This is a genomic window from Roseibium sp. Sym1 (genome assembly GCF_027359675.1).
Taxonomy (GTDB): Bacteria; Pseudomonadota; Alphaproteobacteria; order Rhizobiales; family Stappiaceae; genus Roseibium.
Window position 1 is genome coordinate 28384 of sequence record NZ_CP114789.1, and the last position, 13741, is coordinate 42124.

The 13741-nt window shown below is 54.1% G+C and carries 12 protein-coding genes; 4 read left to right on the forward strand and 8 right to left on the reverse strand.

The genetic code is table 11. The features are described 5' to 3' along the window. Positions 1–121: 121 nt before the first annotated feature. Genes O6760_RS32485 through O6760_RS32495 form a run of 3 tightly spaced genes read right to left on the reverse strand, consistent with a single transcriptional unit; the run spans position 122 to position 3913 of the window. Complete coding sequence (locus O6760_RS32485; protein WP_152508014.1) at positions 122–838, reverse strand: hypothetical protein; 717 nt, start codon at positions 836–838, stop codon at positions 122–124. Continuing rightward, positions 839–3691 carry an HsdM family class I SAM-dependent methyltransferase gene (locus O6760_RS32490; protein WP_209171745.1) on the reverse strand — a complete coding sequence of 951 codons (2853 nt, stop codon included), beginning with the start codon at positions 3689–3691 and terminating at the stop codon, positions 839–841. 27 nt (positions 3692–3718) lie between these two features. Then, positions 3719–3913, reverse strand: a complete 195-nt coding sequence (locus O6760_RS32495; protein WP_062492162.1) for a hypothetical protein — start codon at positions 3911–3913, stop codon at positions 3719–3721. A 596-nt stretch (positions 3914–4509) separates the two neighbouring features. Between O6760_RS32495 and O6760_RS32500 the strand changes: the two genes are divergently transcribed. The 4 genes from O6760_RS32500 to O6760_RS32515 all read left to right on the forward strand — a co-directional run bounded on the left by O6760_RS32500 (position 4510) and on the right by O6760_RS32515 (position 8129). After that, complete coding sequence (locus O6760_RS32500; protein ID WP_088665295.1) at positions 4510–5472, forward strand: radical SAM protein; 963 nt, start codon at positions 4510–4512, stop codon at positions 5470–5472. Beyond that, entirely contained in the window at positions 5469–6053 is a 585-nt protein-coding gene (locus O6760_RS32505) for a 3'-5' exonuclease (protein ID WP_062492232.1), read from the forward strand. The genes O6760_RS32500 and O6760_RS32505 overlap by 4 nt, the downstream gene beginning before the upstream one ends. Next, positions 6050–6634: an AAA family ATPase gene (locus tag O6760_RS32510; protein ID WP_152508015.1), complete on the forward strand. Its 585-nt coding sequence runs from the start codon at positions 6050–6052 to the stop codon at positions 6632–6634. The genes O6760_RS32505 and O6760_RS32510 overlap by 4 nt, the downstream gene beginning before the upstream one ends. Positions 6635–6698: 64 nt before the next feature. Next, complete coding sequence (locus O6760_RS32515) at positions 6699–8129, forward strand: HD domain-containing protein (protein WP_062492166.1); 1431 nt, start codon at positions 6699–6701, stop codon at positions 8127–8129. Between the two features lie 367 nt (positions 8130–8496). Here O6760_RS32515 and O6760_RS32520 read toward each other — a convergent pair whose 3' ends face one another. From O6760_RS32520 to O6760_RS32540, 5 genes are all read right to left on the reverse strand, one after another. Next, positions 8497–9342 (reverse strand): DUF1194 domain-containing protein, encoded by an 846-nt coding sequence (locus O6760_RS32520; protein WP_152508016.1) that lies wholly within the window; start codon positions 9340–9342, stop codon positions 8497–8499. A gap of 27 nt (positions 9343–9369) precedes the next feature. Further along, positions 9370–9750, reverse strand: coding sequence for a YkvA family protein (locus tag O6760_RS32525; protein WP_152508017.1), 381 nt, complete (start codon positions 9748–9750; stop codon positions 9370–9372). Positions 9751–10091: 341 nt separating this feature from the next. After that, positions 10092–11516, reverse strand: coding sequence for an ISNCY family transposase (locus O6760_RS32530; protein WP_152508018.1), 1425 nt, complete (start codon positions 11514–11516; stop codon positions 10092–10094). Positions 11517–11698: 182 nt separating this feature from the next. Then, entirely contained in the window at positions 11699–12694 is a 996-nt protein-coding gene (locus O6760_RS32535; protein ID WP_077294751.1) for an IS30 family transposase, read from the reverse strand. 162 nt (positions 12695–12856) lie between these two features. Further along, positions 12857–13735 carry a ribokinase gene (locus O6760_RS32540; RefSeq protein WP_152508043.1) on the reverse strand — a complete coding sequence of 293 codons (879 nt, stop codon included), beginning with the start codon at positions 13733–13735 and terminating at the stop codon, positions 12857–12859. Between the last annotated feature and the right edge of the window lie 6 nt (positions 13736–13741).

Below are 13741 nucleotides of genomic sequence, written 5' to 3' on the forward strand. Positions count from 1 at the left end.
AACTTCGTCACGAATATACATAGATGGCAAACGAAATGTTTTTGATATTTTCAGCCACCGCTCCTATACTTATCCGCTAGTTGATTCACGTCTATTCGATGGTGAAATTGACCCGAGACGTTCACATCTCGACCCACAAATGACGAAGCTCAATTCTGTTTAGGTTGAGTTCTCGTTCGTGTTCGGATGATAGGACGGCGATACGCAGATTGGTGTCGTGGCTGACTAGATTCAGACGATCATCAAGACTCCAACCGGAAATACCAACACGAGATAGGGCGCGAATCCAGAAATCGAGTCGGTTGATCCAAGACACTATGCCGCCCGTCTGCACATAAGCGATCATGACTGCCTGTTCGTGCGCCGCGCCGTGCAATCCCGCCTTGAAGCGCTGTACGCCACCAGTGCTGCCGTTCGCAACGCGCAAATACTCACGCTTGTCTCGGTTCTTGCCCTTTGGTGTGGGAAGTCGTTTGCATTCAATTGGAAGAAGCGTATCAAAATCGTCATGCCGGCGTCCTTCAATCCAGATGACCTCTCCCGCTGGCGCTGCAACGAGATCAATTCGGCGCGAAAGCTTCGTTTCGTCGGGCTCTTCGATGCGGAACTGGAGAACGTCCCAGCCGGGAGATTTTCGGGTGGTGCCGTTAAGGTGAGCGCAGAGTTGCGAGGTTAGTTGTGTTTCAGAATCCGCAGTTGGTCGACCACCACGATCCCGCCAGCTCGGCAATTCTTCCAGAATGAAAGTTATCAGTTGATGAAGCCAAGTCTTCGGACGATGTAGGTCGGGTGATAACCCCCCACTCTGAACATTAACTCCGTCAGAATCCGCCAGCATTCAAAATCCTTGCGCCCGAAGATCGGCCAATACGTCGTCGCTATCGCGCAATGCCACCGAACGTAGCCAGTAACGAAGACGATCCGGCTTCAGAAGGAAAATAAAATGCCCGTCATATATTCTTGCGATGCGTGTAATGGAAACCGACGTGCCCTTTTGTTCCCTTAGTAGAACATCAATCTTGTCGTGCAGCGTATCTTCGCCGTCCCAATCGATCACCCCAGTCCCAAACACGAAGGGCTGGCAGACGATTCCTGACCAGCGCCGCGGTGTCAGCGATATCAGCGGCTTTTCTTGATAAACTGTGTTGATCTGCTTGCAGAACAAACGTGCGAAGTCGTCAAGTACCTGGCAGGCATCCTCGCGTAAAAGACAAGACTCGTTGCCCTTGCGAACGAATTCTCGATACTGGTGGACGATATCCTCGGCAACAATTCGCTCATTGTCGCTGAGGTCGAGATCGCCATCCTCAGGAAATGGCAAAGCAAGCACATCAGCTCCGGCAATATTAGTCGCCTTCTGGGTGAAGAGCTTCGTGCTGATCCCAGCTGCATAGGCGCGCAACGCGATCGACTCAGTTTTGAGCCAGCGTGCAACTACCTCTAGATCGTCGCGGCCAGCCTTGGCGAATCCGACGATCTGGTTCTTAAAGGTGAGATACTCTTCAGACCAAATCGCATTTGGCAAATCTTCATGTTCGCGGACCAAGAGCATAGGCGGAGTGAAGAGTTCGGCCGAGCGAGGGCCCTCAATCGGCTTGTCTGGCACTACAGTGATTTGGCTTTTGTCGATGCCGGTCACGGAAAGAGCGGTCGAGGGCAGAAGTGGCTTGCCGATCAGGTGATCAGAGGGCCGGGATACACCCTTCTGGCCCTCAACGAACCCCTCGCGAACATGCCACCCTCGTTCAGCGGCATGCTGCTTAAGCGTACGATATTGCTTGAGCCTTTTGACGAGGCTGTAAGCGCGCGCCCCGCCCAAGAGACCCGAACGCCAAATTTCAGGTCCGGGTTCCGCGAGAACGTCACTGCGCGGTAGCCAATGCAAATCATAATAATCGATATCGAAACCTTGTTCGGCATCGGCACGACCAGCGCGACGAAAAACAGCGTGCAAGATTCTGCGGTTATTGGGTGGTTCAGCCGCATCCGCAACGACGGCGACAATTTTAGTGTCTGCGCCACCTTTGCTAAACAATCCACGAATCGACACAAAATCGAGGATTTCGCGCACATCCCAACGTGAAAAAAAGGCAGTGCGAACAGGTGCGGAGCTGGCGTTGTAGATCAGGTTATACTGTTGAAGCATGGAGAGCGTACCCCCAGGAACGAGAAGTTCCATGGCTTCATGCAAGAACAGGTACGCAATCTGCTTGTCTGCCCCAGTACCGATAGCTTCTGTGAAGCGCTGATAGCTTCGGATTGCACCTTGCGTCTTGAGGGCGGATACGAAGGGTGGATTACCAACAACGACGCCGATAGGGCCAACAATGCGTTTTTTCTCCTTTGCTTCAAAAAAGCAGGATTCTATTAGTGTACGGTCGTTTAGCTTTGGGAAAAGCTGAACACTTGCGCGGATATCTTCAGGCTCCAGCGCGTCGCATAGCGCCAGGCACAAGCTGAATGCTGCTAGCTCGATCGCGCCACCTTCGACATCAACCCCGCGAAGGCGTTCGACTAATGCGCGTAACACATGGACACCAGGTTTAGCCCAGCCGTTTCGGCTTCTCCAGTGCAGCACGAGGCGCTTGTAAGCCTCGACCAAGAAAATACCAGAGCCACATGCAGGATCGAGGATGAGTTCGTCTCGGTCGATCACCCGGTCAAGTCGTTGCCAGCTCAATGCCTCATCAAGCATGAGGCGGACAAGCGAAGGAGGTGTATAGACGGAGCTATCGGTGTCGGAAACGAATAGCTGATAGATATGGCTGATAACCTCGACGGGTAAATCGCGGAAAGAGTAGAGCGCCCAGAGGTTGAGCTGCCCTCCTGCTTCAACCCGCGCCTCTATCAGCGTGCTGAAACCTTGAAGTTCCGTGCTGTTCTCAAGTGCGGCGCGGTCCTCGTCGTGAATTCTGAAAATGTGGCCGTTGAAGCGCATTTCAAGAGATCGAAGAAGTTGTACAAGCGCAGGACCGTCCTCAAGAACATGAAAAAATCTCGTGGCACCTTCAGTAAATTGCCCGAAAAAGTCGGCTGGGAGAACGCCGCGTTCTTCCAGATAAGCAATGAGGAGTGAAAGGATAAGAAGGCGGCGTCGAAGCCCTGCGTTCAGTAGACCACTACTCTTCAGTCTAGAATGGAGGCCACTAACGGCATCGACAAGCAGGCGATGTGCCGATTTCGACGCGGATAGAAGTAGCTTGCAAGCTGCTGGATCATCCCAAAGCGTGCTGTTTCGCAGTCTTTCTGCGTCCCACCAAGCTTCTTTTGCAACTATACGTGAAGCGAGTCCCAGTGTTTTAACTGGTTTGCAGACTAGATCTCCCGAAGCCGAAATGAAATCGGCCTTGTGGGCGCATCGGAAGAGCTGCACCAGGCCTGGTATCCGCCGATAAAGGAGTGGAACGCCGCCCCAACTCCAGATTCGTTTGTGCAACTCCGCAAACGCCGGATTATTAGCAGGCCCATCATCGACGAATAAGAACGCTTGCGGTGCCCCCGGCCTGCCTTGTTTCCCCGCTTCGAAAAACACCGCGTAGGCGCCATATGAGGCGGCCTTCTCCATGGTCACAACTTCTTCGGGCGGACGGCCATCAGGCAAATATCCTGCGACCCGAACTAGACCATCAATCTGGACACTGCTGACATCCAGATGCTCAATCCAAGCCGTTTTCGCGCCGCTGACGGACATACTATATTCCGCTTTTGATCGGCTGCATCAGGACTTACGATTGTCTTTGCTGAGTTCAAATCCTTCACGAAGCAAGTCAACCATCGTCATACCCTGGGCAACGGCATAACCTTTAAATGCCTTCTTGAAGTCGGCCGGAACCTTGAAATTCAGAGTTTCGAGCTTCTCTATGGAGTGACGGCTTGTAGAATTCAGCGCGTCCTTCGTTGTGTTGATCGCCATGACCACTTTCCTCTGCTCACCGCAAGCAGAGGAACGAATAACAGAATTCTGTATGGCCAGCAATCGGGCAATACAGAATGGCTGAAACAGCAGCGGAACTCTTTGTCGCGTCTGGATGGATGTGATTAAGGCGCGTAGCGGCCCTCTTCCTCAAAGCAGTCGCACCACATGTCGCGCTAAAACGTGTCACATGACAATCTCCGTGACGATACTGTTCATGATCTACTAGTTTGCTCGCTAGCTGGTCCGTGTCTGGCGGTGAGAATATCCCGTTTGGATACATGCTTCTCTGCGTGGTCGATGCGAGGTCGCTTCGAAGGAACATCGCAGCATAGAGTGATGGTGGTTGATGTTTCCTCGCGGCTAACTTGTGTTTTCCTGTGTTGCAGTTCACTGTCCGACTGTGGGTTTGGGAGGTACACGTGACAAAAGCAGAATTCTTAAATTTGAAGTCCGTGCGCCCTGCGCCGGATGATCTACCTCGAAGCCTTCGGAATTTCATTGACTATCGAAAGTCGGGCTTAAGTCTCAATCACATCGTCGGGTGTCCTCTGGATTGTGGCTACTGCGTACGCCACTTGTTCGAGAATTTTTCGATGAAGCGACCCCACCTCATCGTCGATGACGAAATCGCCGTGCAGGAACTCATCGGCCATTGGGCGTTTCGTGCTCACACGACTCCGATTCAGATTTTCAACCGAGCTACGGACCCCTTCCTGCCTGGTGTGAAGACGCATCTTTTCAAGACCCTCGAAGCTCTGGATAGGCGAGGGCTCAGCAATCCAGTCCTGGTTATCACCCGATGGCGAATTGATCGATCAGACGTTGAGCGTCTTGAAGCTCTCAAGAACCTGCAACTGACGATCTTGGTCACCTGGTCAGGGATCCATGACGAACGTGTGGAGCCAGTACCGTCGGCGATAGCCGCAGGAAGCTTGGAAGTGCTGGCTAAATCGGCGTCTCGTGTGAAGAAGATCCTCTACTGGCGCCCGATTATCTCGGGTCTAAATGATACGATCGACCACTTCGCGTCTGCACGCCGGCTTTCTGAGTTAGCGGATGCGACGGTTTTCACGGGCCTCTTTTACCGGAAAGAAATCCAGGCCTATTTTCGAGAAGCCGGGGTGCCTGACCTTTACACGGATTTGGCCCGACGAAAGATTTTACCACGTGATACCGAAAGTCGAATTTTGGCCCATTTCGAAGGGCGCCCGATCTTCCGCAAAACGTCATGCGGGGTCGCCTTCGCCCACGGGACACCAGATTTTAATGGTCATTTCGGCATCAGCGAAATTTGTAGCATCTGTCCCGAGGGCCAACGTGAGATCTGCAGTAAGCATCACCATAAACCTGACACTGAGGCTGTTCGAAGCCTCGCTCGTAGCGTCTCGCTGGCGGACCTAAATGGAATCGAGATTTCTGATCGTCGGATCGTAGTCAGTGGCAGCACCGAAGCGCAACGCTACTTCATGCAGCATACATTAAATTTCCAAGTCCACGACCGGGCGCAGCCGCATAGGCAGCATCGGCATGGGCGTGCGGAGATCGGATGGGAATGATTTGGGAAAAGACCTGGGTCGTCGACGTGGAAGGCAACGGAGCTACCCCTCCAGAGATTGTCGAGATCGCGTTGCTGGAACTCGTTGAACTCCGTCCCACCGGCCGAGAATTTCACTGGCTGATCAAGCCTGAGCAGCCAATCGCCGCGGTCGTGACTAGGATTCACGGCCTCTCCGACGATGTCGTAGCCGGTGCGCCGAGTATCGACGACATTGCTGACGACGTCGTCACATGGACTGACGGATGTGTGATCGTCGGTCACAACGTCCGGGTAGAGCTTGATGCTATAAGCCGATCGATTCCAGGATGGCAGCCATCCGCTGCAATCGATACTTTGAAGCTCGCGCGTTCCCTCCGCCCGGGCCTTTCCTCATACAGTTTGGAAAACCTCGGCGCCGCTCTCAAGTTGACGACCGAGGCAAAGCGGCAAACAGGCTTGAAACACCATTCCGCTCAATTTGACGTTGCGCTGACGGCCTTGTTGTTCGTTGAACTTCTAGGGCCGCTCGATCGCGCCGATCGTGATCTCCGTGTACGGGAAGCCGATATACTTTTCAAATCGCAGGAGAGCTTTTTGTGAGCGCGAGGAAAGTTAAAATCGGAATAGCCGGCACACATTCGACCGGAAAGTCAACTTTCCTGGAGCAACTGGACGCTCGCCTATCGACCGAAGGGGTGACCATCGGTCGGGTAGATGACCTCGCTACGGCGGCACGGGACCGCGGCTTTCCGATCCTAACCCAGCACAATTTCGAAAGCACACTATGGATCATGGCGGAGGGCATGAGGCAGGAAGCTGAAGCTGCCTTGCACTGCGAGGTCGTTCTTGTCGATCGTCCTGTTTTTGACGCGTTAGGCTATCTTTATGCCGCCCTCGAAATTTCGGACCGGTCTCTACCTGATCGTCAGCTCAACGAACTTCGCTCGATCGCTCTTGCTCATGCGGGTGACTATGATCTGCTTGTCATGACAGAACTCGATCCTGCAATTGGACTTGGTGAAGGACGGGATGGAAATCAGGAGTTTCGGGTCGCAGCCGCTAACAAGATCCGCGCGATCGCCGACGAGGCGGCTTTCGAATCTCTCATCCTGACCTCCACGAATAGCAATGAAGTCTTGGATCAAGTTCTCAAAAGCATCCGCACGCGCTTGGCAGAATAGGCGTGGCATGTTCGCCTAATGCAGTTGGTTACTACAATTCCGGAAATATCATGTTGGGGGGAAAATGCCGGAAATTTTGAACAAGGTTATCAAGGATCCGATCCACGGGTTTATCGATTTTTATGGAGAACGCGAAAATGAGCTCAAAAACTTGCTCTCTGATCCGTTCTTCCAGCGCCTGCGTCGTGTCAAGCAACTCGGCTTTTCCGATTACGTCTTTCCCTCGGCCGCTCACTCTCGCTTCTCACATTCACTTGGCGTTTACAAAATTGCAAAACGAATGCTGATGGTTATAGAGCCCGAAGGGGCTGACGGGAAATGGTCGCCCAAGGCCGAAGCTTGCCTGGCAGCCGCGTTGCTGCATGACGTCGGCCACGGCATGTTTAGCCACGCTTTCGAGAAGGCCATGGAATTCTTTCTGGCGCGCAACTCGCTCGAAGGCGAACGCGCGGAGAGCTTCGAAGCTGCCGTCGATCATGAGTCTGTTAGCCGAAAGATTATCACCGACTCTTCGATCGGCACGGCGCTAACTAAGTTTGGTGGTTCTGAATTTCCCGGCATGGTCCGTGACATCATTAAGAAGAAGGATGAAAACTGCGTCTATACGTCCATCGTTTCAAGTCAGCTTGACGCCGACAGGCTCGATTACGCGAAAAGGGACGCCTACTTCGCCGGTGTGTCCTCTGGAGGAATCGACCTTGATTGGCTCTTACGGAATTTTAAGCCAGGTCAGAACGGTGATGCTCAATTTCTCTATGTCGATAGCAAGGCCTATATCTCGCTCGAACAGTTCACAGTCACGTTGTTCCAGCTCTATCCAACCATCTATCTGCACAAGAAGACAAGGGGTCTGGAGTTCATGTTCGCCCAGCTCTTGAGCAAGGTTTTTCAGCTGATCGACTCAAATGAGGTGACAGCCACAGGTCTTTCGGAGAACCACCCATTTATTCGATTTTTTCGTGAGCCGGACAATCTCGACCACGCGCACCTTCTCGACGATACGCTCTTTTGGGGATCCCTCCATCTATTGCGCGAAGCGACTGATCCTTCTGTTAGCGACGTCGCGACGCGACTCTCGGACCGCCGGATTTTGCCAATGGTCGATATCTGGAAGGTAGCCGACGAAGCACTTGCCGCACGCGTCGGAACCAGCAAACTGACTGCACTATCACGCGTTCAGCTGATCGAAGGAATCTGTAAGGCTGTTGCCGAGAAGCTGCAGGCAGATTCCTCAATCTGGAGCGATAGCTGCTATTACGACACGTATAATCGGCCAATCTATAAGACGAGAGGTGTCGTCGGCGGCCATCCCCAGCAGATCAATGTGAGCGTCGGAGGCAAGATCTTAGATATTGCCTCCATCTCTCCTGTCGTCGCAAGCGCCGCATCTTTCAACATCCATCGCATTTACTATGACGATAAAAAGTCCCCGAAAGTGGATAACTTGAAGAGAGCAATTAGGGAGTTGATCGAGGCAGAGCTGAAAAACTTGTAAAGCCAGGCTCGGCTGTTGAACCGCTGACAAGTTCCTCCCGAGAAATACTTTGATCGGTCAGCAGGCGTGTTTCAGGCTCTGTAGGCGATGTCTTCATTTAAAAGAATGCGCGACGTTGAATGTAACGTTATAACTGTCAAAGCTGTTTAGAAACGCGACGTCGCTAGCCCGATAGAAATGCGACAGTCAGACTTTGCCGCTCGCTGAAGCGGCCAGCCCCCGATCCGACCGGCTGGGCCGGGTTGCAAGGGAGGTGAGGGGGCGGGTGATTGAGGACCTATTCGGACTTTGTCAGCCCGAACTCGTAATGCGGGCCATCTTGAAAGATTTTGAAGGTGCATAGCATCTTGGAATGAACGATTTGAGTTCATTCGTAGAATTCTCTTTGCCCAACTCTGCAATCGGCTGAAGTCCAATCTGATGCCGAAACGGTCACTAAATGTGGTCCGGCCGAAGCGACTTCCAAAATGAGCTTGCGCTTAATCCCTGCAACGAGACCGTCCGTGTTGCGAACTGGAAAGGCGAATGCGCCAGGACCGCCAATAACACAGCTCTCAAAATAGCGCATGAGTTCCACCTCACCGGATATCTCCGACGGAGCGGGATTGAGAAGCAAAGGCAGCGCGTTGATCGTAATCCCCTCAGCGATCACGGCGTCACGAGTTGGCACGATGTATGGCCCAGTAGTATTCGGCCCGTCGCCGGAAACATCGATGACTTTGCGCATGGCCTGATAGGACGATTTCGAGAGGAGCGATGCCGAAAAAAGCAATGCTTTGGAAATGGAAGTGTCGGTTCCTCCTGTCAGCGGCTTGGCCGCAAGGTCATCTGCGAAGCGCTGCGCTGTTTCCGAATTGTCGATTATCTGCCATGGCATAGTGAGAACTTGAAAGTCGGGTCCGGCCCATTCCACATAGGCAACGGCAATCCTGCCGGTCGCTCCAAGTTGGATCGCTGTTACAAAAAGCGGGTCTTTAATCGCAGCGACATATCCCGAGCGCTGGATTTCGAGCTCTTCACGGCTCATCGAACTCGATACGTCCACCGCCAAAACCAATTGCACATCCACCGGAATTGGTTCTGATTGAGCCCTCTGTGACTGGACAGACAGGACTGCACCTAGGGCAACGGTTAATGCGGCTGTTCGCGCCTGATAGAGGCGGTGTTTTTGCTTTTCTTTTCTGGCGGCTGTTCCTCTGGCGCGGTCGGTCATAGCGATGCTCCAAGCTGTGTCTGAATGCTATGTGGAAAAGTAACCGTGCAAGAACCAAATCGTAAGAGCAAATGCCACAACCCAGCATGCGATGATAATCGCGGCAGCGATACGGCTAACCGGTCGTTCGGCGGCAGCGGCTGCTAGTTCCCGGTGCTCCGCCATGATCTCGGGTGGAATGAGCTTAATGACGAAATAAATACCGAGCGGCAGAAGCACGACATCATCCAGGTAACCAAGTACGGGTATGAAGTCGGGGATTAGGTCAATGGGGGAAAGGGCATAGCCAGCAACGACAATGGCGAGGGCCTTCGCGTACCACGGAACACGCGGATCTCGGCTCGCGCTGCAAAGAGCAGCGACGTCGCGCTTTATGATCCGTGCCCAATCGCGAAGGTTCCAGCTCATTCGGTATTCTTGCTCGCCTGTGCTTTCTGAACGAGCGCATCCATATTATTCAGATAGCTGATTATGCGTTCATCATCCATATTGCGAGTTGACCAATATCTCAACTGCGCGCCGACTGGACTAACGAGGACGATCAGGACCAGTGCAAGACTTTCGAAGCTTATTCATAGCAAAGACGATCCAGCTGAAACTGAATGAAAATCTCAACGAAGATACCAGGCCGTCCCGTTTTCTGCGCCCGGCTGGGGCGGTTGTCCACCTGTGCTCAATACAGAAAATAGTGCATTGCAATATCCAGCTGCGCGTAGCATCACTTAGAGGATGGGACCGATATTGGCCGATCACTCCGCCGCTTCTATCCTCGCCAGCGCCTTCTTCCTTCTAGCATTCACTTCCGGATCATTCATGAAATCCGATCGGCGTCCGGGCTTGCGGCCACGCTTCTGATAGCCGTTGCTCACGCTGCCGTCCGGGATGCCGAACATGTGGTCCTTCTGACCGGCACGAGAGGGGCCATGCCGACGCCGGTGCTGCTCCCGGCCTTCCTGCATCTCGGCCACAACCGACAGAATGTCGTCCAACCGCTTGTTCTCAACAACCCTGGTTCTGTGAATTGACCGCAAGGTATCGAATGTTCTGTACGGGAGAAGGGTGCCCTCGTGCATGATCTCCAGGCGGCCGTCGGGATAGTCGCAGACGATCACCTTCTGGCGGGGCAGTATCTTGGCGTAATCCGTCGGATCCAGAATGAAAATCACCTTCTCATAGCGTAGCGTCAGAGCCTGTGACACCGTGCGGATCTCCTTCCGGCACATGGCGCCATCCAGGTTCTCATGATCGGCCAAGGGGCGATGCATGTCCTTCGGATTGCGCGGCTCCTTGCCAAAACGGTGGTTAAAATCCGCGATGAATTCCGGAGCGAAAGCGTTGGCCTCTTCAAGCGTGTTGATACCGCGCAAACGCAATTCCTTCACCAGCCGGTCCTGAAGAGTTCTGTTGGCGCGCTCGACCCGGCCTTTGGCTTGCGGGGTGTTGGCGCAGACGATGTCGATGTTAAGCTCGTAAAGAGCGCGGCCAAATTGCGTTAGCCCGCTGGTCCGGTCCATCTCGGACGCATGTGTGGTCCGGAAAACCCCGTGTTTGTCGCTGTAGAATGCAAGCGGCTTTCCCCATTGTTCCAGATAGGCCTTAGTTGCCAGGAGGTAGTCGAAGGTGTTCTCGGATAACGCAAAACGCAGATGTAGCAGCTTGCCGGTCGCGTCGTCGATGTAGACGAGCAAGGCACATTTGGGGCCGCGGTTCTCGAGCCACCAGTGATGCGAACCATCGATCTGGACGAGTTCACCGAGGCAATCGCGCCGGCCGCGCGGCTGAAAGATCCGCTGCTTGCGTTCGCGCCGCGACTTCCAAATACCAGCTTCCGTCATCCATTGGCGCAAGGTCTCTTTGCCGACGGCAATCTGATGAAGCTCAAGCAGCTTCTCACGGGCCAGGGTTGGACCGAAGTCGTGATAATGCTCGCGCACCAGGTCGAGGACGGCATTGCGAAACTCGTCGCTGTGACGGCGGTTGCTGGGACGGCCACGCTTGCCGGAAACAAGACCAGCGGCACCGTCACGCTCGTAAGCCTGCAAGAGCCGATGGACCTGGCTCCGGCTGAGGCTCAGAAGCCTGGCAGCGTCAACGATACTCAATCTTCGATCGCGGATCTTCTGGATGGCTTCCAGCCGGTTTAGTTCATGTTGCGACATGGTGATCAAAGACATTGCAGCTCCGTCAGCGCTTAGGCGTGCCGAAGCCAGTCTTCCTTCCAACGTTGATATTGACCAGCGTCAGACGGACGGGAGGTGTCGCATCTCTAACTGGCCCAAGTGTCGCATTACTAAATGGCTTGTGAGCGATACTTGAAGTGCGACTTCTGCGGATTGCAAGGGTAGGGGGCGTTCACTCATTGCGCCAGCATCTTCTCCCTGAAGACTTCGGCCGGCGTCTTCCAACCAAGGCATTTCCGGGGCGTCGCATTGAGCCGGTCACAGATCCCTTTCAACTCAAGATCGGTGACCCGGCTCATATTGAGTTTGCGGGGAAGCCATCGTCGGGCACGTCGGTTGGTGTTTTCCACGGTGCCTTTCTGCCAGGGGGCAGATGGATCACAGAACCAGGTTTGTGTACCGATTTCCGCTTGAAGATGCGGCCAGGCCACAAACTCGGTTCCTCGATCGAACGTGATGGATTTTCGGGAACGGATTGGCAGGTGGCGGATCGCATCGATGACCTTGCCAAGCACCAAATGTGTTCTTCTGTTGTCATTCTTTAAAAGCAAGGTGAACCGGGTGACGCGTTCCACCAGGGACGTAACGTTGCCAGAACCAAAGTGCTGTTTGAACAGCATTAAATCACCTTCCCAGTGCCCGAACTCCTGCCGATGTGCCACGGCATCTGGCCGGAACAAGATGCTGACGTCACGATGGAATTTGGGTGGCAGGCGCTTTCTCGCTCGTCTGGGCTTTCGAGACTTTCGATGTGTCGGCAAGTACCACCACAGCTCCTGGGCAAGGCCTTCCTTCGAATAGATATAACGGTAGATCGTTTCCTGGCAGACCCGGTGGGAGGCGCCTTCGTATCTCATGCGTCCGGCAATCTGTTCCGGCGTCCAGCCATCCTTGATGCGATCGGTCACAAGATGACGCAGATCCGAATGCTTGATCAGTTTTCGTTTTCGTGACCGACGCGTGGCGCATTCCTGGTGGGCCGCCACAGCAAAATAGCCGACGATGTCCGGCAACTGTTCATCTTGAAAATGGTTGCGTTTCAATTCTCGAAAAATCGTTGATCGGTGCCGCCCAAGGATCTTCGCCATTCGGCAAGGTGACACTTTCGCCTGGCGCCAGCGTTCAATCTTGCGGCGCTCCTCCAGCGTCAGGTGGCTGTATTTTGATCCCATGACACAATCCTCCTGTTTGATAACCTATTGGTTTCAAACAGAAGTCGCACTTGGGAATAGCGCGCACCCTGCTATAGGGGCTGCACCGATAATAGTAATTATGGAACTTCAGCCGTAGAAAGCGCCGTATGACACCAATTCTTCAACTTAGTACTCGTTGCACTAGCCGACTCTCAGACTCACTCCGCTGACAAGGGAAGCAGCGGCTTGATTGGCGGCATCAATGGCGACTGTGATCTCCATGCCCCTTGCAAGTTCGGCGGCTAGCACACCCGTAAATTCGTCACCGGCACCATGCGTGCTGACAAGCTCCACTTTAAGCGCGGGCACCGCCAACTCCAGCCCCTCAGCCGTAGCGCAGGCCACACCTTCGCCGCCGGCTGTCACCACGGCAACAGGATAGATTTGGGCCAGAAGGCGGGCCGCACCCAGTGCGCCCTCAAGAGTTTCTACAACCGGACCCCGGGTAAGTTGCTCAGCTTCGACCTGGTTAACGACGATAACGTCCACGAGCCCTATGAGGTCCGTCGAAAGCTCCCGCGCGGGTGCCGCATTGAGTATGACACGGCCTCCTGCCAATCGCGTCGCCCGCGCCGCTGCCACATTTGCCGCATCTGGGATCTCGTTCTGCAGGACGAGGACGCCGCCTTGGGCAAAGAGTTCAGCAGCAGCATCGACATCGACCTGTCCCAAATCAAGATTGCTACCCGACACGATCACCGCGCCGTAGTCACCGTCCTGGTCGAAAATCGCCACACTCATGCCGCTTCCGGCACCTTCGACGACGCGAATGAACCTGCTGTCGACCTGTCCACTTACCTGGTTAGCCACGAGAACGCGTCCGAATTCGTCATCGGCTACGGCGCCGATCATTGCCGTGATAACACCGGTTTTGGCCGCAGCTATTGCCTGATTGCCACCCTTGCCACCGCATTTTGGCAACCAGCGCTCGCCGGCCACGGTCTCGCCCTTGCGTGGACGTCCTGGGCCGTGGACGATAATGTCGTAATGAAGGCTTCCAAAAACGATGACCTGAGACATGCTTCC